General features: G+C 70.8%; 25 protein-coding genes and 1 riboswitch. Of the genes, 7 read left to right on the top strand and 18 right to left on the bottom strand.

From position 1 onward, the window contains the following. Window position 1: 1 nt before the first annotated feature. From JI751_RS15220 to JI751_RS15255, 8 genes are all read right to left on the bottom strand, one after another. A complete protein-coding gene (locus tag JI751_RS15220) occupies window positions 2-1,225 on the bottom strand; it encodes an ABC transporter substrate-binding protein (protein ID WP_201938558.1) in 1,224 nt (407 codons plus the stop codon). After that, the gene (locus JI751_RS15225; protein WP_236666274.1) at window positions 1,222-2,268 is read right to left on the bottom strand and encodes an ABC transporter ATP-binding protein; all 1,047 of its coding nucleotides are present in this window, start codon (window positions 2,266-2,268) and stop codon (window positions 1,222-1,224) included. The genes JI751_RS15220 and JI751_RS15225 overlap by 4 nt, the downstream gene beginning before the upstream one ends. Window positions 2,269-2,468: 200 nt before the next feature. Continuing rightward, window positions 2,469-4,103, bottom strand: coding sequence for a chaperonin GroEL (gene groL / locus JI751_RS15230; protein ID WP_201938559.1), 1,635 nt, complete (start codon window positions 4,101-4,103; stop codon window positions 2,469-2,471). Between the two features lie 252 nt (window positions 4,104-4,355). Further along, window positions 4,356-5,840 carry a pilus assembly protein gene (locus JI751_RS15235; protein WP_201938560.1) on the bottom strand — a complete coding sequence of 495 codons (1,485 nt, stop codon included), beginning with the start codon at window positions 5,838-5,840 and terminating at the stop codon, window positions 4,356-4,358. Next, entirely contained in the window at window positions 5,837-6,265 is a 429-nt protein-coding gene (locus JI751_RS15240; RefSeq protein ID WP_269090524.1) for a TadE/TadG family type IV pilus assembly protein, read from the bottom strand. Before JI751_RS15240 ends, JI751_RS15235 begins: the two co-directional genes overlap by 4 nt. Before the next feature lie 172 nt (window positions 6,266-6,437). Continuing rightward, window positions 6,438-7,283, bottom strand: coding sequence for an ATP-grasp domain-containing protein (locus tag JI751_RS15245; RefSeq protein ID WP_201938562.1), 846 nt, complete (start codon window positions 7,281-7,283; stop codon window positions 6,438-6,440). Continuing rightward, window positions 7,280-8,116 carry a hypothetical protein gene (locus JI751_RS15250; RefSeq protein WP_201938563.1) on the bottom strand — a complete coding sequence of 279 codons (837 nt, stop codon included), beginning with the start codon at window positions 8,114-8,116 and terminating at the stop codon, window positions 7,280-7,282. The genes JI751_RS15245 and JI751_RS15250 overlap by 4 nt, the downstream gene beginning before the upstream one ends. A gap of 9 nt (window positions 8,117-8,125) precedes the next feature. After that, window positions 8,126-8,962: an SGNH/GDSL hydrolase family protein gene (locus JI751_RS15255; RefSeq protein ID WP_307814276.1), complete on the bottom strand. Its 837-nt coding sequence runs from the start codon at window positions 8,960-8,962 to the stop codon at window positions 8,126-8,128. 125 nt (window positions 8,963-9,087) lie between these two features. Between JI751_RS15255 and JI751_RS15260 the strand changes: the two genes are divergently transcribed. Together JI751_RS15260 and JI751_RS15265 are read left to right on the top strand one after the other, a co-directional pair. Then, window positions 9,088-10,302 carry a DUF2157 domain-containing protein gene (locus tag JI751_RS15260; protein ID WP_201938565.1) on the top strand — a complete coding sequence of 405 codons (1,215 nt, stop codon included), beginning with the start codon at window positions 9,088-9,090 and terminating at the stop codon, window positions 10,300-10,302. After that, window positions 10,299-10,766, top strand: coding sequence for a GDYXXLXY domain-containing protein (locus JI751_RS15265; RefSeq protein WP_201938566.1), 468 nt, complete (start codon window positions 10,299-10,301; stop codon window positions 10,764-10,766). The genes JI751_RS15260 and JI751_RS15265 overlap by 4 nt, the downstream gene beginning before the upstream one ends. On the opposite strand, the gene JI751_RS15270 is transcribed toward JI751_RS15265, so the two are convergent. The 6 genes from JI751_RS15270 to napA form a co-directional block, all read right to left on the bottom strand. Next, window positions 10,753-11,211 (bottom strand): DUF6174 domain-containing protein, encoded by a 459-nt coding sequence (locus JI751_RS15270; RefSeq protein WP_201938569.1) that lies wholly within the window; start codon window positions 11,209-11,211, stop codon window positions 10,753-10,755. The genes JI751_RS15265 and JI751_RS15270 overlap by 14 nt on opposite strands. A gap of 46 nt (window positions 11,212-11,257) precedes the next feature. Beyond that, window positions 11,258-11,533, bottom strand: a complete 276-nt coding sequence (locus JI751_RS15275) for a MoaD/ThiS family protein (protein WP_201938572.1) — start codon at window positions 11,531-11,533, stop codon at window positions 11,258-11,260. Window positions 11,534-11,671: 138 nt separating this feature from the next. Then, the gene (gene thrC / locus JI751_RS15280; RefSeq protein WP_201938573.1) at window positions 11,672-12,943 is read right to left on the bottom strand and encodes a threonine synthase; all 1,272 of its coding nucleotides are present in this window, start codon (window positions 12,941-12,943) and stop codon (window positions 11,672-11,674) included. A 10-nt stretch (window positions 12,944-12,953) separates the two neighbouring features. Continuing rightward, a riboswitch (SAM riboswitch) is annotated at window positions 12,954-13,092 on the bottom strand. 75 nt (window positions 13,093-13,167) lie between these two features. Next, window positions 13,168-14,004, bottom strand: coding sequence for a trehalose-phosphatase (otsB, locus tag JI751_RS15285; protein WP_201938575.1), 837 nt, complete (start codon window positions 14,002-14,004; stop codon window positions 13,168-13,170). Between the two features lie 45 nt (window positions 14,005-14,049). Beyond that, on the bottom strand, window positions 14,050-14,520 hold the full coding sequence (locus tag JI751_RS15290) for a LytR C-terminal domain-containing protein (RefSeq protein WP_307814277.1): 471 nt from the start codon (window positions 14,518-14,520) through the stop codon (window positions 14,050-14,052). A 113-nt stretch (window positions 14,521-14,633) separates the two neighbouring features. Beyond that, on the bottom strand, window positions 14,634-14,927 hold the full coding sequence (gene napA, locus JI751_RS15295) for a nucleoid-associated protein NapA (protein WP_201938578.1): 294 nt from the start codon (window positions 14,925-14,927) through the stop codon (window positions 14,634-14,636). Between the two features lie 196 nt (window positions 14,928-15,123). Between napA and JI751_RS15300 the strand changes: the two genes are divergently transcribed. Then, the gene (locus JI751_RS15300; RefSeq protein ID WP_201938580.1) at window positions 15,124-16,566 is read left to right on the top strand and encodes an alpha,alpha-trehalose-phosphate synthase (UDP-forming); all 1,443 of its coding nucleotides are present in this window, start codon (window positions 15,124-15,126) and stop codon (window positions 16,564-16,566) included. Between the two features lie 4 nt (window positions 16,567-16,570). Here the strand turns inward: JI751_RS15300 and JI751_RS15305 are convergent, their stop codons facing one another. From JI751_RS15305 to JI751_RS15320, 4 genes are all read right to left on the bottom strand, one after another. Continuing rightward, complete coding sequence (locus JI751_RS15305; protein WP_201938586.1) at window positions 16,571-18,136, bottom strand: FMN-binding glutamate synthase family protein; 1,566 nt, start codon at window positions 18,134-18,136, stop codon at window positions 16,571-16,573. Window positions 18,137-18,184: 48 nt separating this feature from the next. After that, window positions 18,185-18,919, bottom strand: coding sequence for an anti-sigma factor (locus tag JI751_RS15310; protein ID WP_201938587.1), 735 nt, complete (start codon window positions 18,917-18,919; stop codon window positions 18,185-18,187). Continuing rightward, a complete protein-coding gene (locus JI751_RS15315; protein ID WP_201938588.1) occupies window positions 18,906-19,490 on the bottom strand; it encodes an RNA polymerase sigma factor in 585 nt (194 codons plus the stop codon). The genes JI751_RS15310 and JI751_RS15315 overlap by 14 nt, the downstream gene beginning before the upstream one ends. A gap of 74 nt (window positions 19,491-19,564) precedes the next feature. Next, window positions 19,565-20,203: a fasciclin domain-containing protein gene (locus tag JI751_RS15320; protein WP_201938592.1), complete on the bottom strand. Its 639-nt coding sequence runs from the start codon at window positions 20,201-20,203 to the stop codon at window positions 19,565-19,567. Between the two features lie 95 nt (window positions 20,204-20,298). On the opposite strand from JI751_RS15320, the gene JI751_RS15325 reads away from it, so the two are divergent. The 4 genes from JI751_RS15325 to JI751_RS15340 all read left to right on the top strand — a co-directional run bounded on the left by JI751_RS15325 (window position 20,299) and on the right by JI751_RS15340 (window position 25,340). Further along, on the top strand, window positions 20,299-21,684 hold the full coding sequence (locus JI751_RS15325) for an alpha/beta fold hydrolase (RefSeq protein WP_201938594.1): 1,386 nt from the start codon (window positions 20,299-20,301) through the stop codon (window positions 21,682-21,684). Window positions 21,685-21,848: 164 nt separating this feature from the next. Beyond that, on the top strand, window positions 21,849-23,216 hold the full coding sequence (locus tag JI751_RS15330) for an MFS transporter (RefSeq protein ID WP_201938595.1): 1,368 nt from the start codon (window positions 21,849-21,851) through the stop codon (window positions 23,214-23,216). Continuing rightward, entirely contained in the window at window positions 23,209-24,633 is a 1,425-nt protein-coding gene (locus tag JI751_RS15335) for a pyridoxal phosphate-dependent decarboxylase family protein (RefSeq protein ID WP_201938597.1), read from the top strand. The genes JI751_RS15330 and JI751_RS15335 overlap by 8 nt, the downstream gene beginning before the upstream one ends. Next, window positions 24,630-25,340, top strand: coding sequence for a uracil-DNA glycosylase (locus tag JI751_RS15340; RefSeq protein WP_201938599.1), 711 nt, complete (start codon window positions 24,630-24,632; stop codon window positions 25,338-25,340). The genes JI751_RS15335 and JI751_RS15340 overlap by 4 nt, the downstream gene beginning before the upstream one ends. The last annotated feature ends 44 nt before the right edge of the window (window positions 25,341-25,384 follow it).

Consider the following 25,384-nt stretch of genomic DNA (forward strand, 5'->3'; position numbering starts at 1 on the left):
GTCAGCCCTTGATCTCGGTCCAGGCCTGCGTCCAGTCCTGGTACGTCGTGCACTGCACGTCGGTGCGTCCGTCCAGGCACTGCTCGATCGGCGTCGTCCAGTAGTGGATCTTCTCGGCGTAGGCCTCGTCACCGGCGTGGTAGGACTCGCAGAACCCGTCGCTGGTGAGGTCGCACGCCTTCTGGTTGGCCGGCGCCTCGCCGAACCACTCCGCCACGGCCGCGTTGGCCTCCGGGCTGACGATGTGGTTCATCCACGCGTAGGCGCAGTTCGGGTGCTCGGTCTTCGAGCCCACCATCCAGGTGTCCGACCAGCCGGTGGATCCCTCGTCGGGCAGGAACGCCTCGACCGTCGCACCCTCGGACTGCGCGAGGTTGGCGATCACCTGCCAGGTCGTGCCGATGACCGAGTCGCCGGTCTTGAAGGCCTGCGTCTCCTTCAGGTAGTCCGACCAGTACTCGCCGACGTGCTCGCGCTGCGCCTTGAGCAGGTCGACCGCAGCCGCCAGCTGGTCGGCGTCGAGGGCGTAGGGGTCCTCGATACCGAGGTCGGGCTGGGTGTTCATCAGGTAGAGCGCCGCGTCGGCGATGTAGATCGGCGAGTCGTACGACGTCACCTTCCCGCTGTAGGTGCCGGCGTCGTCGAAGACCGAGCTCCAGCTCGTGGGCGCGGGGTCGACCTCGTCGGTGTTGTACATCAGCAGGTTGGCGCCGTAGCCGTGCGGGACGCCGTACATCTGGCCGTCGACGGAGTTCCAGTCGCGGTCCTTGAGGAACGGCCACACGTCGGCGTAGTTGTCGATCAGGTCGGTGTTGACGGGTGCGACGTCACCGCCCGCGATCAGGCGCAGCGAGGCGTCGCCCGAGGCCGACACGACGTCGTACTGGCCCGTCTTCATCAGGCTGACCGCCTCGTCGGAGGTGCCGAAGTACTTCACCTCGACCTGGCAGCCCGTCTCCTCCTCGAACGGTGTCACCCAGTCGACGGACTTGTCGGTCGAGCCGTCCTCGGCGTAGCCGGGCCAGGCCAGCACGCTGAGCGATCCCTCGTTGTCCCCGAGCGACTCGGCCATCGGGATGTCGGGCGCGGTGAAGCCACCCTGCTCCTCCGAGCCCGCGGTGCCGCTGCCGCCCCCGTCGTCGTCGCCGCTCGACGTGCCGCAGCCGACCAGCGCCAGCGCGAGGACCGCGCCCGTCGCCACCCGGGCCATCGTTGATCTCCTCATGACTCCTCCTTCTCGAGCTGTTGGTGCGGGCCGAGCTCGATGACGTGCTCGGGAGCCCATCCGACGGTGACCCGCTGACCTCGCAGGGCCATCGCCTCGTCGGTGGTGCCGCGCAGGTTCTGGCGCAGCACGGTGAGGGTCGGCCCGGCGTCGAGCTCGACCAGGTAGTGGTTGACCGACCCGAGGTAGACGACGTCCTGCACGACCCCCGGCGCCGTGGCGTCCCCGTCGCGCACGTCGTCGCCGAGGTGGATCTTCTCCGGCCGGATGCTGAACATGCCCGGGCGACCGACGACGGTCTGCGCCGCACCTCCGTCCAGCAGGTTGGAGGTGCCGACGAACCCGGCGACGAACGGCGAGGTGGGGCTCTCGTAGAGGTCGGCGGGCGTGGCCACCTGCTCGATGCGCCCGTCGCGGAAGACCGCGATCCGGTCGCTCATCGTCAGGGCCTCCTCCTGGTCGTGCGTCACGAACACGAAGGTGATGCCGACCTCGCGCTGGATCTGCTTCAGCTCGAGCTGCATCGCGCGGCGCAGCTTGAGGTCGAGCGCCCCCAGCGGCTCGTCGAGCAGCAGCACCCTGGGTCGGTTGACCAGAGCGCGGGCCAGCGCGACGCGCTGGCGCTGCCCGCCGGAGAGCTGCGTCGGACGACGCGCGGCGAGGTCGCCGAGCTGGACGGAGTCGAGGGCGGCCATCGCCCTCTCGCGGCGCTCGGGACGCGGGACCTTCTTGACCCGCAGTCCGTACTCGACGTTGGCGAGCACGTCCATGTGCGGGAAGAGCGCATAGTCCTGGAAGACGGTGTTGACGTCGCGGGCGAACGGCGGGCGGCCGGTCACGTCCTGGCCGGCGAGGTGGACCGACCCGGAGGTCGGCTGCTCGAAGCCGGCGATCATCCGGAGGACCGTCGTCTTGCCCGACCCGCTGGGGCCGAGCATCGAGAAGAACTCGCCGTCGCGGATCGTCAGGTCGACGCCGTCGACGGCCGTGACGTCACCGAAGGACTTGCTCAGGCCGACGAGCTCGACGGCTGCTGTGCTCAAGCGGGACCCCCTGCCGGACGGGCGACGGGACGGTGGAATGCGTGCTGCGCCTCACGCTAGGGGACGGATCCCTTGGTGAGCACGCAAGGCAAGGTCACGATTCGGCAGAGGTCCAGACAGGTACGGGAACGACAGCAGGGCCCCCGCCGGAGCGGGGGCCCTGCTGGTGGAGCTTGGTGGAGCTTGGTGGAGCTGGTGGATCAGAAGTCCATGCCGCCCATGCCGCCCATGCCGCCGTCGCCGCCGCCCATGGCGGGCGCCTTCTCGGGCTTGTCGGCCACGACGGCCTCGGTGGTGAGGAACAGCGCGGCGATCGACGCGGCGTTCTGCAGCGCCGAGCGGGTGACCTTGGCCGGGTCGATGATGCCCTCGGCGATCATGTCGACGTAGTCACCGGTCGCCGCGTTGAGGCCGTGACCGGCCTGCAGGTTGGCGACCTTCTCCGCCACGACGCCACCCTCGAGACCGGCGTTGATCGCGATCTGCTTGAGGGGGGCCGAGGTGGCGACGCGGACGATGTTCGCGCCGGTGGCCTCGTCGCCGGTCAGGTCCAGCTTGTCGAACGCGGTGGCAGCAGCCTGGACGAGCGCGACGCCGCCGCCGGCGACGATGCCCTCCTCGACCGCAGCCTTGGCGTTGCGGACGGCGTCCTCGATGCGGTGCTTGCGCTCCTTGAGCTCGACCTCGGTGGCCGCGCCGACCTTGATGACGGCCACGCCGCCGGCGAGCTTGGCGAGGCGCTCCTGGAGCTTCTCGCGGTCGTAGTCGGAGTCCGACTTCTCGATCTCGGCGCGGATCTGGTTGACCCGGCCCTCGATCTGGCCCTGGTCGCCGGCACCCTCGACGATGGTGGTCTCGTCCTTGGTGATGACGACCTTGCGGGCCTGGCCGAGCAGCTCGAGACCAGCGGTGTCGAGCTTGAGGCCGACCTCCTCGGAGATGACCTGGCCACCGGTGAGGATGGCGATGTCCTGGAGCATGGCCTTGCGGCGGTCACCGAAGCCCGGAGCCTTGACGGCGACGGAGCGGAAGGTGCCCTTGATCTTGTTGACGACCAGGGTCGACAGCGCCTCGCCGTCGACGTCCTCGGCGATGATCAGCAGCGGCTTGCCGGACTGCATGACCTTCTCCAGCAGCGGGAGGAGGTCCTTGACCGTCGACACCTTGGAGTTGGCGATGAGGACGTAGGGGTCCTCCAGCACGGCCTCCATGCGCTCGAGGTCGGTGGCGAAGTAGGCCGAGATGTAGCCCTTGTCGAACCGCATGCCCTCGGTCAGCTCGAGGTCCAGCCCGAAGGTGTTGGACTCCTCGACGGTGATGACGCCTTCCTTGCCGACCTTGTCCATCGCCTCGGCGATGATCTCGCCCACGGTGGTGTCAGCGGCGGAGATCGACGCGGTCGCGGCGATCTGCTCCTTGGTCTCGATGTCGATCGCCATCGAGGAGAGCTGCTCCGACACGGCGGCGACAGCGGCCTCGATGCCGCGCTTGAGACCCATCGGGTTGGCGCCGGCCGCGACGTTGCGCAGGCCCTCGCGGACCATGGCCTGGGCCAGGACGGTCGCCGTCGTCGTACCGTCACCGGCGACGTCGTCGGTCTTCTTGGCGACCTCCTTGACCAGCTCGGCGCCGATCTTCTCGTAGGGGTCCTCCAGCTCGATCTCCTTGGCGATCGAGACGCCGTCGTTGGTGATCGTGGGGGCGCCCCACTTCTTCTCCAGGACGACGTTGCGGCCCTTGGGGCCGAGGGTGACCTTGACCGCGTCGGCGAGGGTGTTCATACCCCGCTCCAGCCCGCGGCGGGCCTCCTCGTTGAAAGCAATCAGCTTCGGCATGGCTCTTCGCGATTCCTTCGACGTGAGTCTGTGTGGGGACCTCGGGCGGGCTGCCCGCGACGGACGGCCCACTCCCCCGGCGATCCATTCACGCCGGCTTGTGTGGACCTCAGCGTCACCCAGGTCGTTGTCACTCTCGTGTCGAGAGTGCCAGCCTCATGTTTAGCACTCGCCCCCCGAGAGTGCAAACGACGATTCCCGGGGAGAGGCGCGCCGGGCGCGCCCCTCCCCGAGGGTCCGGGTGACCACTCGTCACGGCATCGCGATCAGCTTGATGCTCTCCGTCACCGCGTTGACGGCGGCAGCGAAGATCGGCCCGAGCTCCGAGCCGGTCGCGGCGCAGAAGTAGTAGTCACCGTCCCCGTTCTCCGCGACGCGTTCGGCGGTCGTCGAACAGTCCGACTCGGCCTTGCTCGGCGCCCCTCCCGGACCGGGGGACGCCGCCTGCGCCAGGTAGTCCCGCACCCACGGCGCACGGGGCGTGCGGCTCGAGCCCCCGGAGGTCACCGGCTTCTCGCACGACGCGCTGTTGGCGTCACCGAAACCGATGACCAGCACCGTGATGTCGTTGTCCTTCGCGTAGCGCGACACCTGTGCGAAGTTGTCACAACCCCTCACACCGTTGCCGTTGCCGTAGAAGTTGCGATCCGCACCCAGGTCGCCGCTCGTGTCGAGACTGGTGGATCCGCTCGACAGCAGCTCGTCCGGCTGACCGTCGGTCTCGAAGATGATGACCTTCTTGGGCGTCCCGGGACGCTTGGGCAGCTGGCTCAGGTTGTTCGAGTCCTTGCCGAGCAGGTATCGAGCCGCGCCCTTCATCGCGCCGGCGAGGTGCGTGCCGTACGAGCCGGTGCTCAGGTTGGCGACGGCACTGCTCGGGAGGCACTGCACGCCCTTGACCAGCGTGCTGGCCGTGTTGATCGGCGAGTCGCGGTTGGCCTTGTAGTCGTTCGAGAAGGGAACCGGGACCCAGGTACCGCCGGTGACGCCGTCGGACGACGTCGTCGCGGAGGTCGAGCACGACGACGTGGGCCTGCTCTTGTGGATGGCGCCGAAGGCGACGTAGTGCAGCGCCGGGTCCATCACGTTCAGGCTGGACACGATCGCAGCCTTCATCTCGTTGCGATGCGTGTCGGACATCGAGGTGGTCCGGTCGGCCATGATCACGATGTCCATCGGATTCGGCAAAGTCGTCCCGCAGGCACCCCTGCAGGCTGCGGACGAGACCGACCCGGTCGACCCCTTCTTGTGACCGATGATCGGCGCGAAGTCGAAGTCCACGTCCTTGGAGTCGGTCACCCGGACCGTGTTGCACCTCGCGGTGGTCGGGCACGGGATCGAGCAGATCGTGACACTGCAACGGACCGAGGCACCGGCGTACGACCCCGGGTCGCACGTGGCCGGGACCTGGTTCGAGGCCACCTGCCGCGAGGCGCCCGTCGAGGCCACCACGCAGAAGAGATCGACGTCCGGCGTCATCGCCGGGTCCTGCCGCTTGGCCATGGTGACCGCCCAGCTCCTGGCCGACGTCCCGCTCGCGGGCAGCTCGAAAGCCCCCGCGTGCGCTGCTGCGTCGACGTGGTCGTGGAGCCTCTGTCGCTCCATCGAGAGGGAGGCCACGTCCACCGCCAGAGCGGCACACGCGAAGATCACGATCGCCAGCAGGCCGACGAGCACCGCGACGGCGCCTGTCTCGTCTCGATCACGACGAGCGGAGGCGCCTGCCCCGCGCTTCACTCGATCCTCATCTCACTGGTCTTGCTCAGCGTGAGCTGGGGCGAGATGAGCTTGCCGACCGGGGTCAACCAGCTGTGCTGGTAGGTCGCCGTCACGACGGCGATCCCCCCGGCGGTCCGACCGGTGTCCCAGGAGCCGCAGGACCCGCCCGTCGGCGTCTTGCACGACACGGTCACGCTGACCTTGCCCTTGAGGTCGGCGAGGCGATCGTTCACGACCGTGGACACCTCGGCGGCGCTCGCACTGAGGCTTGCTGCCCGCACGCCCTCCCGGGCGGCATTGTTGAGCATGGTGTAGCGGTTGATCGCCAGACCGAAGTCGATCATCCCGAAGACCAAGGTCAACAAGATGGGGACGATCAAGGCGAACTCGACTGCTGCTGCCCCACGTTCATTCGGGCAGCGTTGACTACTTCTACCGACCATGACAGACCGGCCTCTCTCCGCACACGTCCCCCCCGGGATCACTGCACGACATCGGAGAATCTACGAAAACATCCCGACCCACGACGGACGGTTTCGCTGACCATCGGGGTGCAGCGACGCCGCGACGGTAGCGTTGTGAGGGCGCCCTTACCTCATGGTCTAGAGGACTTCGTCAAGAAGGATTCAAAACGCGCGCGACCATGTCCGCGAACGGATAAGCGTTGTCGGGCGCCACGTCGAGGTAGAGGCCGGGCTCGATCAGCTCGAGCTCGCTGACCACCCAGCGCTCCTCCCACCAGAGCAGGTCGACGCGCCCGTAGTCGAGGCGTCGGCCGAACCGTCGGGCGGCCTCGGCGTCGGCCGCGAGTGCCACGTCGACGCAGGCGGGGTCGAGCGGCACCACGGTGGACGAGCCGCCGTACTCCTCGTGCACGCGCACCTCCTCGCCCACCGGCACCTTGACCACCTGGCACACCGGGACGCCCTCGACGAGGAACACCGAGACCTCGCCGTGGGTGCGGATCGAGGCGACGAGGGGTTGTACGACGACCGCACCCGCCTCGACGTGCACCTCGGCCGCTGCCTGGTCGAGGCCGGCGCCCAGGACCGTGAGCCCCACCCCGCCGGCGCCGACGGCGGGCTTCACGACCGCGGTGCCGAGGTCGTCGACCGCCGCGACGAGCTGGGCCGCGCTCGTCACCCAGGCGGTCGGCACCGCGGGCACCTGGTGGAGGTCGAGGAGGTAGCGCTTGTCGTGGTTCCACGCGAAGACGTCGGCGCCGTTGAGCAGCCGCGACTGGTCCAGCGCGTGCGCCCAGTCGAGGAACTCGGCGGAGCGCTCGGTGTAGTCCCACGGTGAGCGTACGGCGACCAGCGAGGCTGCGGACCAGTCCACGTCCGGGTCGTCCCAGACCGCCCACCGCGCGTCGATCCCGCGCGCGACGAGGGCGGCATCGAGCGCGGCGGCGCCCGGCTCACCGGTCGGCAGGTCGCGACTGGTGACCAGGAGCACCGTCATGAGGTCGGCAGCTCCGACTTGCCGTAGAGCTCGTGGGCGACGTCGTCGCGGTTGGAGCCCTCGCGGTTGTCGCCCTTCTCGATGATCACGAGGTTGTGGTAGCAGTGCACCGCCCGCACCCACTGGTCGGTGTAGGTCGCCTCGTAGCCCTCGACGAGGAACTCCTCGTGGTTGAGGCCGTCGATGAGGTCCTTGACGAGGTCCATCGAGGTCCCCGGCGCGCGCGGGTCGATCTCGCCGCCCCACGCGGGCCAGTAGGACGTCTGGATGTCCTCGATGCAGTAGATGCCGCCGTCGGGCATCAACGGGAAGAGGATCCGGAACGACTCGCGGACGTGGGCCGGGATGTGGCTGCCGTCGTCGATGACGACCAGCGGCGCGCCCTGCTCCTCGATGATCTGCGCAAGGATATCGGGGTCGGTCTGGTCGCCGAGGTAGGTGTGGATGTGGCCCTTGGTCAGCCACGTCTTGTCCTCGATGTCGAGGCCGACGATGGTGGCCCGCGGGAAGAACCAGCGCCACATCTTCATCGAGGCGCCGCTCTTGCGCCGTTTCTTGTAGCCGCCGATGCCGAGCTCGAGCAGCGTGAACGAGTCCTTCCTCAGGTGCTGGAGGTGGCGCTCGTAGTGGGGGGTGTAGCGGTGGACGCCCCACTTGTCGGTGCGGAACTCGATGGCCAGCTCGGTCAGGTTGCTCGCGAGGAGCCGCTGCCGGCGCTCGGCCTTCGGGTCGGACGCAGCGGGCGGCTCGGGTGCGGGCGGGTCCTGCATCCGACCGGCCTTCTGGGCGGCTCTCTTGACGGCCTGGCCGGCTCGTCGAGCAGTCGTTCGCACCCGGGAACCCTAACCCGAGCCGCCGACCCCGGGTGCGTGGTGCCCGAACGGCAGGTCCTGCACCACCCCCAGTGCCGCCAGCACCGACGGCAGCATCGCCTTCGCGGTCCGCTTGTAGCCGTGCGCGCTCGGGTGGAAGCGGTCGAGGCTGAACATCTCGTCGGGGTTGGTGATGAAGAACGGACCCACCACGTGGGCCAGCGAGACGACGCGCGCGCCGTGCTCCAGCGCCGCCACGCGCTGCGCCTCGGCGAGCTGGCGCGAGGCCCGCGAGCCGAGCGCCCGCAACGGCTGCGGGACCGGGCGCAGTGCGCCGAGGTCCGGGCAGGTGCCGACGACCACCTCGGCGCCGCGGGCCCGGAGGTCGTCGACGGCCGCCGCGAGGTGGGCGACGGACTCGGCCACCGGCACGCGATGGGTGACGTCGTTGCCGCCGACCACGATGACCGCGACGTCGGGTGCGTACGACGTCGGCAGCGACGCCAGCTGCGCGGCGAGCATGCTGCTCTCCGAGCCGACGACGGCCGCCGTCCGCAGGCGCACCGACCGACCCGCGCTCCGGGCAGTCCCACGGGCCAGCCGGCCGCCGAGCGTGTGCTTGGCCTTCTCCGCTCCGAGCCCCGCCGCGATCGAGTCGCCGAGCACGAGCAGGTCCATCGGGTCGCCGTACGCCTTCTTCCAGTGCCGGTCGGCCTCCGGCGCCTGCTCGCCCAGCGGCTTGCCGATCGCACGTCGCGCCTGCGCGGCCTGGCGCACGAGCAGCCCGCGGGCGCCGTACGCCGCGCCGGCCCCGATGCCGCCGACGACCGTCACTGCCACGCCGGCCCGGGTCAGGTGCTTTCCCACGCCCCCCTTCAACCACACCGAGGTGGACCGGCACCCAACCGCGGGCGACGGACGGCCCAACAGGCCCCCCACAGATGGGTCCATGTACTCACGACACCGCGCACCCGCGAGGCCACGCTGGTGCCATGACCGACACATCCGTGCTGCCCACCCGCTCGGTCCCGCCCCGCCAGCTCGCCTGGCTGCGCACCGAGCTCGCGGACTGGACCTCCCAGGGGATCATCAGCCCCGACCAGGCGGACCGCATCTCCCACCACTACCGCGCCGACCTGCACACCCGCTTCAGCATCGGTCGCATCCTGCTCACCATCGGGGGCGCGTTCGTCGGCATCGGCCTGATCTGGCTCGTGGCCGCCAACCTCGACCAGCTGTCCCCCGTCACCCGCTTCGGCGCCGTGACCGTCCTCTGGCTCGCATGCCTCGTGGGCGGCGAGACCCTGGCCGCCCGGAAGTCCTCGCCGCCCCTCGTCGGCGCCATCCGCCTGCTCGCCGCCCTCGGCACCGGGGCCGTGCTCTTCCAGGCCGCCCAGTCGCTCCAGGTGCCCGCCTTCGAGCCGAGCCTGCTCGGCCTCTGGGCCGCGGGGGCATTGCTGCACGGCTACCTCGTCCGCGCCCACATGCCGTTCGTCGTCGGGATCCTCACCGGCCTCGGCTGGTGGTTCGCCCAGCCGCTGTGGGACGAGCAGAGCGGACTCACCGTGGTCGTCCTCCTCGGCACCGCGACGGTGCTCGCCGCCGGCCTCGCCGTCGTGCACGACAGCCACCTGCCTGCCTTCGCCTGGACCTGGCGCACGGTCGCCGGCGGGATGGCGCTGGTGACCCTCTTCGCCGCGGCGATCCCCGACATCGGTGGTGACGGCGTCCGCTGGTCGCCGTGGCTCGTCGCCCACCTCGTCGCCGCCGCCCTGGCCGCGCTCGCCGCGCTCGCCACCGGGAGTGGCGTACAACGTCTCGAACCCGCCGGCGCGATCGCGGTCCTGGTCGCCGCGACCCTGCTCGGCCTGTGGTCGACCGGCACCGACGCTAGCGAGATCGACGCGTCCGACTGGTTGCACGCCGGGGTCTCCGTCGGCGCGTACGTCGTCCTCGCCGTCGCGCTCGTCGCCCTCGGGACGGTGCGTGACCACGCGATCCTGACCGCGATGGCGATGGTCGGGCTGGTGGTCTTCACGACCTTCCAGAGCTTCGCCGTCTTCGCGCCGATCGTGACCGGGGCGTGGCTCTTCGTGGTGCTGGGCACGGTCTTCCTCGGCACCGGATTCCTCTTCGACCGGGCCCGGCGCGAGCTGGTCCAGGCACTCGACAACGACACCGACAACGACAACGGAGCAGCCCGATGAAGCGCACCTTCACCGTCGCCCTGATCGCCGTCAGCCAGCTGGCCCTGGCGGGCGTGGCCGTCGCACCCCAGCTCTCCGCGCGGGTGCTCGGCGACTCCTACCTCGTCCGGGTCGCGCCGGTCGACCCGATCGACCCGTTCCGCGGCGCCTACGTCGCGCTCGACTACCCGGACCTCCACCACGGCGACCCGCAGTCCTCCGACCAGCGCGGGGACCTCTACGTCACCCTCGTCGAGGCGGACGGCGTGTGGACCGCCGGCGAGTGGAGCCGCCGGCGACCCGACGACGGGCCCTACCTCGCGTGCGACAACCGCTCGTGGCAGGTCCGCTGCGGCATCGAGAGCTGGTTCCTGCCGCAGGACCGGGCCCGCGAGACAGAGCAGCTCCTGCAGGACGGTGCCGTCGCCGAGATCAAGGTCGACTCGCGCGGCAACGCGGCCGTGGTGGACGTCAGGGCCGGCTGAGCGTCACGGTGTAGTAGGTCTCCTCGTCGGCGACCATCGTGCTCGGGTCGATCACGATCGAGCTCGGGACGCCGCGGCGGGTCCACTCGACGTCGACCCGCTCGGCCTCGGTCCTCGCGTCGCGGATCAGCGAGAACAGCTCGTCCATCGACCACCCGCGGGACGCCTTCAGCCGTCGGTCTCCCTGGGTGACCCGGACCGTGCGGTCGTTGCGGATGACCGTCTCCACCGGCTTGCGGCGAACGCAGAAGCAGGTCTCCCGCACGGTGATGACGTAGTCGTCGATGCCCTTGGACTGCCACTTCTGCCAGGCGGCGGACAGGTCGGGGTCCTCGTTGATGCCCGGGACGAACGGCTGCACCGGCTGCGGATCGGCCGCCGCCGCCGGGCCGGCCGCGGCACCGAGTGCGAGCGGGGCCAGGGCTGCGAGCAGGACGTGCTTCATCGTCGTCATGGTGGGTACGACGCGCGCCTGAGGGAGGCGGGTTCCCTCAGCCCCCGGCGACGGCGGGGATGACCGAGATCTGCACGCCGTCGGGCGTGGGCGTCTCGAGCTCGTCGAGGAACCGGACGTCGTCGTTGCCGACGTACACGTTCACGAACCGGCGCAGCTTGCCCGCCTCGTCGAGGATGCGGCCCTTGATGCCGGCATAGCTGGCGTCGAGGTCGTCGAGGACGGCCGCCAGGGTGTCGCCCTCGGCGTTGACCTCGGACTCGCCGCCGGTGTAGGTGCGGAGGATGGTCGGGATCCGGACGGAGACTGCCATGAGACTTCCTTGGTGTGTGTGGACCGGGCTGAGCGTGTCCTGGTGTGTGCGGATGCAGGGCGGAGGCGCGCCGGCGACCTTCGAGCTGAGCGGGTCGTCGAGCGCCGACAACGCCGCAGACGCTCCACCAGGATGCGCTCAGATGATGTTCGCCGCCACGAAGGCGTCGTAGGACGGTGCGATGGTGGCGGCGGGGCCGACCCGGTCGGACACCGAGTCGAGGGTCTTGAGGCCGTGACCGGTGTTGATGACGACCGTCTCGAGCGAGGTGTCGAGCTGGCCGGTCTCGACGAGCTTCTTCAGCGCGCCGACCGTGGTGCCACCGGCGGTCTCGGTGAAGATCCCCTCCGTGCGGGCCAGCAGGACGATCGCCTCGCGGACCTCGTCGTCGGAGATGTCCTCGACCGCACCACCGGAGCTGCGGCAGATGTCGAGCACGTAGATGCCGTCGGCGGGGTTGCCGATCGCGAGGCTCTTGGCGATCGTGTCGGGCTTGACCGGGCGGATCGCGTCGGTGCCGGCCTTGTAGGCGACCGAGACCGGCGAGCAACCGGTCGCCTGGGCGCCGAAGACCTTGTAGGGCTTGTCCTCGACGAGCCCGAGCGCGATCAGCTCCTTGAAGGCCTTGTCGACCTTGGTCAGCTGCGAGCCGGACGCGACCGGGATCACGATCTGGTCGGGGAGCCGCCAGCCGAGCTGCTCGGCGATCTCGTAGCCGAGTGTCTTGGAGCCCTCGGCGTAGAAGGGGCGCACGTTGACGTTGACGAACGCCCAGCCCTCCTCCTCGCCGGCGATCTCGGAGGCGAGCTTGTTGACGTCGTCGTAGTTGCCGTCGACGGCGACGAGCTTCTCGGTGAAGACCGCCGAGTTCACCTTCTTCGGCGTCTCGAGGTTGCTCGGGATGAAGACCACGGTCGGGATCCCGGCCCGGGCACCCGCGGCGGCGACCGCGTTGGCCAGGTTGCCGGTCGAGGGGCAGGCGAAGACCTTGGCGTCGAGCTCGCGGGCGGCGCTCAGGGCACAGGCGACGACGCGGTCCTTGAAGGAGTTCGTCGGGTTGGTCGAGTCGTCCTTGACCCAGAGGTGGTCGATGCCCAGCTCGCGACCGAGGTTGTGCGCCTTGAGCAGGCGGGTGAAGCCGGGCTCGGTGTTGGGGCTCTGCTCGATGTCGTCGGGCACCGGCAGGAGCGCCTTGTAGCGCCAGATGTTGGCCGGGCCGGCGGCGATCTCCTCGCGCGTCACGGCCGGGTAGTCGTAGGCGACCTCGAGGGGTCCGAAGCACTCCGGACAGGCGTACGACGGGCCGAGCTCGACCTCGTGCCCGCACTCGCGGCAGGCGAGGGAGCGGGCGTTGCCGAAGGCGCCCTCGCGAAGCGTGTGCGTGGTGCTCTCGTCCACCAGGGTGCTCATGAAGTCCTCCTTCTCATCTGTCCCCGCGACTCTCGCGTGGGTCGGATTTGGCACCTGCTCCCATGACTGCCGGACGGATCCGCGCAGGAGGCTCATGGGTGGTTGCCGGGACTTCGTCGGGCCGTTCCCTCAGTCCCTCGTGATGAGCAGGACCAGAGTAGGCAGACCGCGTCGTCGCGTGCGCCGTTCGTCCACCTGTTGGACGTGCGTCTCAGGATGAGAGATCAGTGCCGCACGGGGAGGGCCAGCCGGGTGAGCAGGTCGACGACGCCGGCGGGCCCGTCGACCACGACGTCGGCGAGCTCCTCGAGGTCGGGCTGCTCGTGGGACGCCGAGCACACGACGAGCCCGGGCAGGCCGTCGGCGCGGAGCGCGCGGACGGCCTCGAAGGCCTCGATGTCGCCGAGGTCGTCGCCGCCGAAGACGATGCCGGTGGCCTCCTGCTCGGCGACGAAGGCGCGGACGGCCTGACCCTTGTGCATGTCGCCGGAGCGGACCTCGACGACGTTGCGGCCGGGCTCGATGCTGAGGTGGTGGCGCGCGGCCAGCTCCGCGACGGGTCCGCGCAGACGCTCGAGGGCACCGGCGGGGTCGTCCATCCGCCGGGTGTGCACGGCGACGGCGAGGCCCTTCTCCTCGATGAAGGCATCGGCGGCGCCGGCCTTGCGCAGGACGGCGGGGAGCTCGCGCTCGAAGGTCGCCAGGCCGGCGGGCGGTCGCGGCGAACGGATGCGCTGCTCGGTGGACGACCAGCGCTCGTTGCCGTACTGCCCGAAGACGAACAGCTCGGCCCCGCGGTCGAGCATCGCGTTGCCCAGCGCGTCGAGGTCACCCATCGCGATGGCCTGGCGCGCGGGACGCCCGGTGATCACCGCGACCGCGCGCACGACCTCCGCCAGCTCGAGCAGCGCGCCCGGGGCGCCCGGGTGCAGCCGCGCGGCCTCCGGGTCGTCCACGACCGGCGACAGCGTGCCGTCGAAGTCGAGACCGACCACCACACCGTCGAGGACGGCGCGTACGGCGTCGTAGTGGGCGCGCGCGTCGTCGGAGGTGAACTCCATGGGGCCAAGCCAACCACGCCCCGAGATGGACTCAGCGCGCGGCCGTCACTGGGGAGCGTCGGTGGTGAGGATGATCGTCAGCCGGTCGCGCTTCATCTCGCCCACGGCGGGCGCGGTGCGCTTGATGCCGAGGTCGAGGGCCAGCTGCTTGCCGGCGGCCTTGAGGCGCGGCGGGAAGTAGACCGTGGTCGTCGGCACGACGCCGTACCAGTTGTCCTCGCCGACGACGGCCCAGCCGACCGTGGTGGCCTTCTGCGCGGTGGTGGCGGCGAGGCCCTTGATGCCGGAGTTGTTGAAGACCTCGACGTAGACCTCGCCGCGCTCGAGCTGCGGCTCGGGCTTCGGCTCCTTGGTCTTCTCGGGCTCGGGACTCGGCGTCTGGTCGGCGCTCGCGATGGTCGCGGTGTTGTCGACGCGGCGCTCGGTCGGGGCCTGGTCGCGGGTGGCGACGAAGGTGACGGCGGCCATCGCGACCGCGAGGACCGACAGCAGCACGACGGGTGACGGGAAGGCCACGCCCCGCTCGTCACGCCCGGGACGGGCAGAGCGGCGGGATGAACGGCCAGGACTGGGGAAGAAGGCCATGGGGAAGGAAGCCGATCGTGAGTGGTTGGTCAGATCTCGGTGGGTCAGACCTCGAAGCCGAGGCGGCGGGCGGAGCGCTGGCGCTGGCGCGAGGCACGGAGACGACGCAGCCGGCGGACCAGCAACGGGTCGGACTCGAGTGCCTCCGGGCGGTCGATGAGCGCGTTGAGGACCTGGTAGTAGCGGGTCGACGACATGTCGAACTTCTCGCGGACCGCCTGCTCCTTGGCGCCGGCGTACTTCCACCAGTGCCGCTCGAACTCGAGGATGTCGCGGTCGCGCTGGCTCAGCTCCGGAGCAGTCTCCTGCTCGGTAGCGATGTGCTTCGCTGCGTCCATTGCCATCTCCTCGTCGACCCCACACCCACCCGTGACCGGGTGGACGGGAGTGAGTCTAGGCGACGAACGACAACGATGTCATTCGCCTCCGGCGAGTCGTCTGGACAAACCGGGGGAATGCGGCGAGGGCAGACCGGTCACAGGGAGGACACCGCGGGGTGACCTGCATGTCACCGGCGCTCGTTAGGGTTGCCACGTGAGCCCATCGCTGCAGGCAGACCTCGTGATCGTGGCCAACCGCCTGCCTGTCGACCGGGTCCACCAGCCCGACGGCAGCGTGTCGTGGCGGACCTCCCCCGGCGGGCTGGTCACCGCCCTCGAGCCGGTGCTGCGGGCCAACGACGGGGCGTGGATCGGCTGGCCTGGCTCCGCCGACGAGGAGGACGTCGAGCCGTTCGTCGAGGACGGCCTCTCGCTCGTGCCGGTCTCCTTGAGCGCGCGGGAGGTCGAGGAGTTCTACGAGGGCTTCTCCAACGGCACCCTGTGGCCGCTCTACCACGACGTCATCGCCAAGCCGGAGTTCCACCGCGAGTGGTGGGAGTCCTACGTCGAGGTCAACCAGCGCTTCGCCGACCGCGCCGCGGAGGTCGCCGCCCACGGGGCGACCGTCTGGGTGCAGGACTACCAGCTCCAGCTCGTGCCGCAGATGCTCCGGGCCAAGCGGCCCGACCTGCGGATCGGCTTCTACCTCCACATCCCCTTCCCGCCGGCCGAGCTGTTCTCGCAGCTGCCGTGGCGCCGCCAGATCCTCGAGGGCCTCCTCGGCGCCGACCTGATCGGCTTCCAGCTGCCGGGCGCGGCCGCCAACTTCGTACGCCTCGTGCGCAGCCGGGTGGGCCACAAGACCCACCGCGACACGATCTACCTCCCCGACGGTCGTCCGGTGAAGGCCACCGCGTTCCCGATCTCGATCGACACGGCCGGCTTCGAGGAGCTGGCCCGCTCCGAGGGCGTCGAGAAGCGCGCCACGGAGATCCGCGAGGCCCTCGGCAACCCGCGCAAGATCTTCCTCGGCGTCGACCGCCTCGACTACACCAAGGGCATCCACTCCCGCCTGCGCGCCTTCGGCGAGCTGGTGCGCGACGGGGAGATCGACGTGGAGGACGCCGTCTTCGTCCAGGTCGCCACCCCCTCGCGCGAGCGCGTCGAGCAGTACCGCATCCTCCGCGACGACATCGAGCGCCTCGTGGGCGGCATCAACGGTGACCACGGCCGGATCGGTCGCCCGGCGATCTCCTACATGCACTCCTCCTACCCGCGCGAGGAGATGGCCGCCCTCTACCGGGCCGCCGACGTCATGGTCGTCACGCCGTTCCGCGACGGGATGAACCTCGTCGCCAAGGAGTACGTCGCCTGCCGCTTCGACAACGACGGCGCGCTGGTGCTCTCCGAGTTCGCCGGCGCCGCGCAGGAGCTGCGCCAGGCCTGGCTGGTCAACCCCTACGACATCGACGGGATGAAGGCCTCGCTCGTGGAGGCCTTCAACGCCGACGACAAGGAGACCGGCCGGCGGATGCGGGCGATGCGCAAGACCGTGGTCGCCCACGACGTCGCCAAGTGGGCGCGCGACTTCCTCGACGAGCTGGGGTCGCTGCCGGAGCAGCACGACAAGCACGTACGTCGCTCGCGCGCCGGCTGATCCCTCAGGGGCGGGTCTCCGCCGCGGCGCGGTGGGTGGCGTCCTGGGCGACCATGATCGCCTCGATCTCCTTCGCCAGCTCCGGCCCGAGCCGCGGCCAGGTGGGGTCGTAGCCGTAGGTTTCGGCGAGACCGATCGTCGACCGGGTGCCGGTGGCGAAGTCCACGTCCCGCGGCGCGATCAGCCCCGGGTGCACGACCCCGATCGCCTCGGAGACCTTGAGCAGGTCGCGGCGCAACGACCGCACGTAGTTGGCGGCCCGGACGCTCTTGAGGCTGACGTCGAGCCCGCGGGTGTAGCGCGGGTTCTGCGTCGCGACGCCGACCGGGCAGTGGTCGGTGTGGCACTTCTGGGCCTGGATGCACCCGATCGACATCATCGCCTCGCGGCCGGCGTTGACCATGTCGACACCGAGCGCGAACGCCACGACGGCGTTCTCCGGGATGCCGAGCTTGCCGGCGCCGATGAAGACCACGTCGTCCGACAGCCCGGCCGCGGCGAAGCGGCGGTAGACCTCGGCGAAGCCGATCCGGAACGGGTAGGCGACGGAGTCGGCGAAGATCATCGGCGCGGCACCGGTGCCACCCTCGCCCCCGTCGACGTTGACGAAGTCGACGCCGCGGGAGCCGCCGGACATCGCCGCGACGAGCTCGTCCCACATGGTCAGGTTGCCGACCGCCGACTTGATCCCGACGGGCAGCCCGGTCCGCTCGGCGACGCTCTCGACGAAGTCGAGCATCGAGTCGACGTCGCCGAAGACCTCGTGACGACTGGGTGACGCGCAGTCCTGGCCCTCCGGGATGCCCCGGATCTCGGCGATCTCCCGGCTGACCTTCTCCCCCGGCAGCATCCCGCCGAGTCCCGGCTTGGCGCCCTGGCTGAGCTTGATCTCGATCGCCCGGACGGGTGCGGACTGCACGAGGTCGACGAGGCGGCCCATGTCGAACTTCCCGCGGTCGTCGCGGCAGCCGAAGTAGGACGTCCCGATCTGGAACACGATGTCGCCGCCGTGGCGGTGGTGCGGCGACAGCGCACCCTCCCCGGTGTTCTGGAGGCACCCGGCCAGCGCGGCACCCCTGTTGAGCGACTCGATCGCCTTGCCCGACAGCGAGCCGAAGCTCATCCCGGAGATGTTGACCACCGACTGCGGGCGGAAGGCATGCGTACGACCGCGCGCGGCGCCCATCACCTTGGCGCACGGCAGGACGATCTCCTCCTGGGCGTGCGGCATGACTGCCGCGCCGGGCCCGGTGAAGGTGCGGTGCTTGATGACCGGGTAGCCCTCGACCGTCTCGACGTCGTTGTCGGTGCCGAACCCGAAGTAGTTGTTCTCCAGCTTGGAGCTGGCGTAGACCCACCTCCGCTGGTCGCGGCTGAAGGGCCGCTCCTCGTCGTTGCTCGTGACGATGTACTGGCGCAGCTCCGGGCCGAACCGTTCGAGGAAGTAGCGCGCGTGGCCCACGATCGGGAAGTTGCGGATGATCGCGTGCTTCGTCTGGACCAGGTCGTGCACCGTCGTCGCGGCCGCAGCCGCAGCGGTGCCGCCGAGGATCGCGTACCTCCACTTCATGGAGACATGCCTAGCCCCCGGCGAGGGCCGTGTCGAGGACCCGACGCGCTACGCGAGCTCGCCGCGGGCGAGGCTCACACCCGAGTGGGTGGGGTCGCCGTCGTCGGGCTCGACCGAGATGTCGACGATGCGGTAGCCCTGCTCGATGAGCCCGAGCGGCACGTCGAACTGGCCCGTGTCGCCCGAGGCCAGGAAGCCGATGGCCACCATCCGCTTGCCGTCGGTGTTGATCAGCCAGACCTCGTGCACGCCGTCCGAGTCGTCGAGCCCCTCGGCGCTGACCCGCAGCGTGAGGGTGTCGTCCTTCTCGACGGCGCTCGCGACACCGCGTGCGGCGTCGGAGTCGAGTGCGGTGAGGTCGGCCGCGGCCACCACGGTGCCGGGATCGGTCGCCTCGGGCGTGGCCGGGGCGTCCCCGGTCAGCCGGCCGAGACCCAGGCCGGCGACCAGGGCGATGCCGGCCGCGAGGCCGGCCGCCCAGACCGGGACCCGGTTCCGCGAGCGGCGTGCCTCGGCGGGAGCGCCGGCGACGGACAGCGGGCGCCGGCCGTCGGCCGTCCCGGCTCCCGGGTCTGCGTCGCGCACCTGCGCCAGCACCCGGTCGCGGACCCGGTCGGGCGGGGCCACCAGCGGCTCGCCGTCAGCGAGACGGCGTACGTCGAGGAGGGCGTCGAGGCGGTCGCGGCACGCCGGGCAGGACGCCACGTGCGTGCGCACGGCCTCGGGGGTCGCGTCGGGGTCGAGCACGAGGTCGGCGAGGTCGTCGAGATCAACGTGGAACATGTCGCACCCCCTCGAGCTGCTGGTGGAGCTGGATCAATCCTCGGCGTACGTGGCTCTTGACGGTGCCGAGCGGCAAGCCGACCGTCTCGGCGATCTCGGTGTGGCTGAGGCCCTGCCAGAAGGCGAGCAGGACGATCGTGCGGCGCGGGTCCGGCAGCTCGTCGACTGCCTGTCGCACCACCAGTCGTTCGGCGACCTCCCCGTCAGCGGATTGGTCGACGGCGTCGAGCACCGGAAGAGCGGCCACGGCCTCCGAGCGCCGGGCATCGCGGGCCCGGGCCTCGCGGACGTCGGCGATCTTGTGACGGGCGATCCCGATCAGCCAGGCCGGCAGTGCGGACGCGCTCGGGGTGAGGGTGTGCCGGCTGCGCCACGCCGCGACGAACACCTGCTGCGTGACGTCCTCGGCGTCGTGGGCGTCACCGAGGGCACGCAGGGCGTAGGTGTGGACCAGCGCGGACCAGCGGTCGTAGATGACCTCGAGGGCCGACTCGTCACCCGCCACCAGGCGCGCGGCGAGGGAACGGACGACGTCGTCCTGCTCCTCGAACTCCCGTACCCCGGTGACCACCGCGTCAAGGTACCGGCGAGGCCCCCGCCGGTCGAGCAGCAGTACTGAAGGCCGCTCGACCGGTGGGACGCCGATCAGCTGAGCGTGATCGGGCGCAGCACGCGGTCGATGCCGTGGGCGACCTGCTTGTTGCCCTTGTTGAGGTCCAGCGCGCTGAGGATGACCTTTGGGTCCTGGGCGCCCTTGTCCTTGTCCTTGAGCGTGATCTTCAGCGACGGCTTCATGCGGACGTCGACCTTGACGGTCTTGCCGGCGGCGGTCATGACCTTCGCGCCGTCGGCCTTCAGGACCTTCGGGCTGGTGAGCGTCTTGCCGGGGATCACGTGGTAGAGCAGGACGGTCTCGATCGTGTCCACGCCGGCGAGCTCGACGAGCTTCTCGAAGATCTTCTTCTCGCTCCTGATCGTCTCACCGGTGAGGTCCTTGACGAGCACGCGGAAGGCCTGGTCGGTGGGAGCGAAGACGGTGGCGCGCTTCGTGCCGTCGGCCACCAGGGCGACGGGCGAGCCGGGCTTCGCGGCGACGACGGCGAAGGCCGCCTCGGTGAGGATGTCGAAGTCCTTGGCGTTCTTGTCGAACTGGTCGCCGTCCGAGGTGAGGAGGGTGGCCAGGCTGTCCTCGCCGACCGCCTTCGCGTTGGCTGCGGGGGCGGCAGCCGTGATGGCGCCGAGAGCCAGGGCGGAGATGGCGAGAAGTGCGGATACGCGTCGCATCAGGGGTCCTTCCGTCGGGGGCGCCGGTCGGCGCCCGTCACCCCCTTCTCCGCGGGACCGGGGCGTCCGGATGCACCGGTGCGTAGATTTCTCGCATGGATCTCATCCCCACGCCGGAACAGGTGGTCGCGGCGGCCGGAAATGTCGCCCACACGCTGCTCTACGGCGGGCTGGCCGACCTGCGCCCGATGCCCCGGACGCTCATCGACGACGGGGTCCTGCGCGAGGTCTACCACTACCGGCCGGCCGCGGGCGTCGAGGAGACCGGCGACCCGGTGCTGCTGGTGAACCCGCTGGCCGCGCCGTCGCTGTGCTTCGACCTGCGCCGGGACTGCTCGCTCGTCGAGCACCTGGTGACCGGCGGGCGGCCGACGTACCTCGTGGAGTACGGACAGGTGTCCTTCAAGGACCGGGCGTTGGGCATGGAGCACTGGGTGGACGAGGTCCTGCCCGAGGCGATCCGCGCCGTCCACGAGCACTCCGGCGGCAAGGGCGTGCACCTCGTCGGGTGGAGCCTGGGCGGCATCTTCGCGCTGCTCGTGGCTGCCGACCGGGCGGACCTGCCGATCGCATCGCTGTCGGTGGTGGGCTCGCCCGTCGACGTCACCAAGGTGCCGCTGATGGCCCCCGTCCGGCCGCTCCTCAACCTCGGTCAGGGCACCGGGCTCGTGACCCGCGCCTACCGGGCGCTCGGCGGCGTACCGGTCCCGCTGGTCAACTGGGCCTTCACCGCCGCGTCGGCGCAGAAGGTGCTCACGAAGCCGCTGGCCGTGGCCACCCACCTCGACGACGCCGACTACCTCAAGCAGATGGAGGCGGTCACCCGCTTCATGTCGAGCATGACGGCCTACCCGGGCCGCACCTTCGGCCAGCTCTACCACCGCTTCGTCAAGGGCAACGCCCTCGCCACCGGGAGCATGGAGATCGGCGACCGGACGATCGACCTGGCCAGCATCACCGTGCCGGTGCTCGTCTTCGCCGGCAACACCGACGGCATCGCCCCGCTCCCGGCCGTACGCGCGGTCGTCCCGCTGCTGACCGGCTCGCGACAGGTGCGCTTCGAGGTCGTGCCCGGCGGGCACCTCGGCATGCTCACCGGGCGCGCCGCCCGCGGCACGACGTGGGAGGTCATCGACGAGTGGGTCGCCCAGTGGTCCGCGGGCACGCTGCCGGCGAGGACGGCAGCCGCGAAGAAGGCGCCTGCCAGGAAGTCGCCTGCCAGGAAGTCGCCTGCCAGGAAGTCGCCTGCCAGGAAGTCGCCTGCCAAGAAGGCCCCCGCGAAGAAGGCTCCGGCTGCGAAGAAGGCTCCGGCTGCGAAGAAGGCTCCGGCTGCGAAGAAGGCTCCGGCTGCCACGAAGGCGGCGGCCAAGAAGTCGGCGGCGAAGAAGTCCACGAAGAGGGCAGCGTCAGCCGCCTCGATCGGCTCCAACCCCACCCGCCGCTACGGCTCGTCCGGCTCGCGCGCACTCGGTCAGCGGTAGCTCGTCCCGCACCACCTCGGGTGGCGGCACCCGACACGTCCCGCGCCATGGGTGGCGGCACACGACGTCCGACCCACCCGTTCGCATGTCGTACGCCGCCAGGAAAGGCGCCCAGCATGTCGTCTGCCGCCAGGGTGGACGGACGCCCGCCCTAGAGTGCCGCCATGAGCAGCACGATCTCCGAGGACTCGGCGCGCCTGTCGCGCGGCGTGCGGATCGGCTACGGCAGCGGCTCGGTCGCGACCGGCGCCTTCGGCACGGTCCCCGGGCTGATGCTCCTGCCCTACCTCACCGACGAGCTCGGCATCGCCGCGCTCTGGGCCGGGGTGATCGTCTTCCTGCCCAAGGGCTGGGACGTCCTGCTCAACCCCGTGGCGGGCCGGGTCAGCGACCGCACGATCGACCCCGCCGGCCCCCGTCGGCCGTGGCTGATCCGCGCCGGGCTGATGCTGGCGGGCGCCTTCGCGCTCATCTTCGCGGCGCCCGACCTCGGGAGCCGGTGGCTCGAGGCCGGGTGGGTGCTGGTGTTCTTCGTCCTGGCCGCGTCGGCGTACGCCTTCTTCCAGGTGCCCTACGTCGCGATGCCCGCGGAGATCACGTCGTCCTACGACGAACGCACGCGGTTGATGACGTGGCGGGTCGCGATCCTGGCGTTCACGATCATGCTGGCCGGCGCGACCGCGCAGGTGATCCGTGACGCGGTCGGCGGGCGTGACGGCTATCGGGTGATGGGCGTTGTGATGGCGGTGGTGATCCTCGTCGGCGTGGTCAGCGCGTGGTGGGGCACCCGGGCGGCGCCGGTCGGTGCCGTCGGCGCAGGTGCGGGCTCGCTCCGCGAGCAGCTGCGGGTGGTCGGCCAGGCGCGCGACTTCCGCGTGCTGCTGACGACGTTCGTCCTCCAGGCGCTGGCCACCGGCTGCATGCTCGCGGGGGTCGCCTACGTCGCCGAGGACCTGCTCGGCCGGACGGCCGCGGCCACCATCCTCTTCATCTGCTTTGTCGGACCCGCCCTCCTGCTGACCCCGCTGTGGGCGCGGTGGGGCGAGCGGGTCGGCAAGAAGCAGGGCTACGTCGCCGCGTCGCTGATGCTCGCCGCGGGTGCCGCGCTCGCGATCCTGGCGCGCGGTGGCAACGACGTCTGGACGTTCGTCGCGACCGGGCTCGTCGGTGTCGGCTATGCCGGCTGCCAGGTCTTCCCGATGGCGATGCTGCCCGACGTGGCGGCGGTCGACGCGGCCCGCACCGGCGAGAACCGGGCGGGCGTCTACACCGGTGTCTGGACGGCCGGCGAGACGCTCGGCCTGGCGCTCGGGCCGGCGGTGTTCGCGCTCATGCTCGCGCTGGGCGGCTACCTCTCGAGCGAGGGACGCGACATCACCCAGCCCGACTCGGCGCTGACCGCGATCGCGCTCGGTTTCTCGATCGTGCCCGCCGTGCTGACGATCGGCAGCCTCTGGTGGCTGCGCCAGTACACCCTCGACACCGCCGAGGTGGCGGCTGCCGCCGACGGACCAGGAGGCACCGATGTCTGACCCCCTCGAGCGGTTGAAGGCCTTGCAGGGCGCCGACCTGCCGGTCCACGGCGGCCGCACCCTGGCCTACGTCTACGACTCCGGGGACCCGGAGGTCGACCGGGTCGCGCGCGAGGCCGTCGCGGCCTATGCGGCCTCCAACGCGCTCGACCCGACGGCCTTCCCGTCGCTGCTCCAGATGGAGAACGAGCTGGTCGGCTTCGCGTGCGGCCTGCTGGACGCGCCCGCGGGTGCCGTCGGGACGGTGACCTCCGGCGGCACGGAGTCGATCCTGCTGGCGGTGCAGGGGGCGCGGGACGCCCGCCCCGACGTCGTACGCCCGCGGATGGTGCTGCCGGCGACGGCGCACGCGGCCTTCCACAAGGCGGCGCACTACTTCGGGGTCGAGGCGGTGCTCGTGCCGGTCGGTCCCGACTTCCGCGCCGACGCGACCGCGATGGCCGACGCCATCGACGACGACACCGTGCTGGTCGTCGCCAGCGCGCCGTCGTACGCCCACGGGGTCGTGGACCCCGTCACCGAGATCGCCGCGGCGGCGGCCGCGCGCGGCGTGCGCTGCCACGTCGACGCGTGCATCGGCGGCTGGGTGCTGCCCTACGCCGCCCGGATGGGTCGCGCGGTGCCGCCGTGGACGTTCGCGGTGGAGGGGGTCACGTCGATCTCGGTCGACACCCACAAGTACGCCTACGCACCGAAGGGCACGTCGCTGCTCCTGCACCGCGACGCCGCGCTGCGCAAGCCGCAGTTCTTCGCGTCGGCGGCGTGGCCCGGCTACACGATGCTCAACGCGACGACCCAGTCGACGCGGTCCGGCGGCCCGATCGCCGGGACGTGGGCGGTCGTCGAGCACATCGGCGACGAGGGCTACGCCGAGCTGACCGACAAGGCGTTCGCCGCCGTCGACGCGATCGTCGCGTGCATCGAGTGGGAGCCGGCGCTGCGCCTGGTCGTCGCGCCGGACTCCACCCTCGTCACGCTCGCCACCGACGAGTCGCTCGACCCGTTCACGCTGACGGACGAGCTGGTCGCGCGCGGGTGGTACGTCCAGCCGCAGCTGTCGTACGCCGACAGCGGGCCGAGCATCCACCTGTCCGTCAGCGCCGGGACTCTGGCGCACGTGCAGGACTTCGCGTCGGCGCTGGGCGAGTCGGTGGCAGCGGCGCAGGCCGCCGGCCCGGTCGCCGTCGACGCCGGGGTGGTGGCCTTCATCGAGGCGCTCGACCCGGCCACCCTCGGCGACGACGACTTCGACGGGCTGCTGGCCGCGTCGGGGCTGGTCGGCGCGTCCGCAGAGGGCGACCTCGAGCTGCCGACCCGGATGGCCGACGTCAACGCCATGCTCGACGTGGCCTCGCCTGCGATGCGCGAGGCACTGCTGGTGGCGTTCCTCGACCGGCTGCAGAGGCCTGCGCGTTGAGCTCCCTCGCCGGGCTCGTGGAGAAGCAGCGCGTCGCCCCCGACTGGGCCGAGGCGCTCGCGCCGGTCGACGAGCAGATCGCTGCGATGGGTCGCTTCCTGCAGGAGGAGTCGGCGGCCGGTCGCGGCTACCAGCCCAGCGCCGACCGGGTCTTCCGGGCGTTCGAGCGCCCGCTCGCGGACGTACGCGTGCTGGTGGTGGGGCAGGACCCCTATCCCAACCCGCAGCACCCGATCGGGCTGAGCTTCGCGGTCGAGCGGCACGTGTGGCCGCTGCCGCCGAGCCTGCGCAACATCTACCTCGAGCTGCGCGACGACCTCGGAGTCATGCCGCCGAAGCACGGCGACCTGTCGGCGTGGGCCGACCAGGGCGTGATGCTGCTCAACAGGTGCCTGACCGTCCGCCCGGGCGACTCCAACAGCCACCAGGGCAAGGGCTGGGAGGCGATCACCGAGCGCGCGATCACGGCGCTCGCCGAGCGCGGCGGACCGTGCGTCGCGGTGCTGTGGGGTCGGCCGGCGCAGTCGCTGAAGCCGCTGCTCGGCTCGATCCCGTTCGTCGAGTCCACGCACCCCTCGCCGCTCAGCGCGCACCGCGGCTTCCTCGGCTCCAGGCCGTTCAGCCGGGTCAACGCACTGCTCGCCGAGCAGGGTGCCGAGCCGATCGACTGGGCGCTGCCGGACTACGACGACGTACCGCCGAGGTAGTCCACCGGGAAATGGTCGCGACGGCGGGCGGCCGGCGACCACTT

The sequence above is a fragment of the Nocardioides baculatus genome, from assembly GCF_016735675.1.
Taxonomy (GTDB): domain Bacteria; phylum Actinomycetota; class Actinomycetes; order Propionibacteriales; family Nocardioidaceae; genus Nocardioides; species Nocardioides baculatus.